Source organism: Roseivirga ehrenbergii, assembly GCF_001593005.1.
In the GTDB taxonomy this organism is placed as follows: domain Bacteria; phylum Bacteroidota; class Bacteroidia; order Cytophagales; family Cyclobacteriaceae; genus Roseivirga; species Roseivirga ehrenbergii.
In genome coordinates this window covers 1-221 of record NZ_LQZQ01000022.1, presented here as the reverse complement: position 1 = coordinate 221, position 221 = coordinate 1, and the positions used below count along the sequence as shown (strand labels likewise).

1 protein-coding gene is annotated in these 221 nt (G+C 48.4%); it reads left to right on the top strand.

What is annotated here, in order from left to right:
* Positions 1 to 221: hypothetical protein (locus MB14_RS09130; RefSeq protein ID WP_157716562.1), on the top strand; the 221-nt coding region annotated here is incomplete at both ends.

Sequence of the window (221 nt, the reverse complement as noted above, 5' to 3'; positions counted from 1 at the left end):
TAATGACTATGCGATCAATGTAATTGCTAGCGATGGTGTTAACTCTGTGAATCAGGACGTGACCATTACAGTGACCAATGTGGATGATACTGACCCGGTGTTCACTTCTGCCACCACAGCCAACTTTGCAGAAAATGGAACCGGCACGGCCTACACGGTAGCAGCCACAGATGCCAACACCGTTAGTTACAGCTTAGGCACAGGCAATGATGAAGCACTGT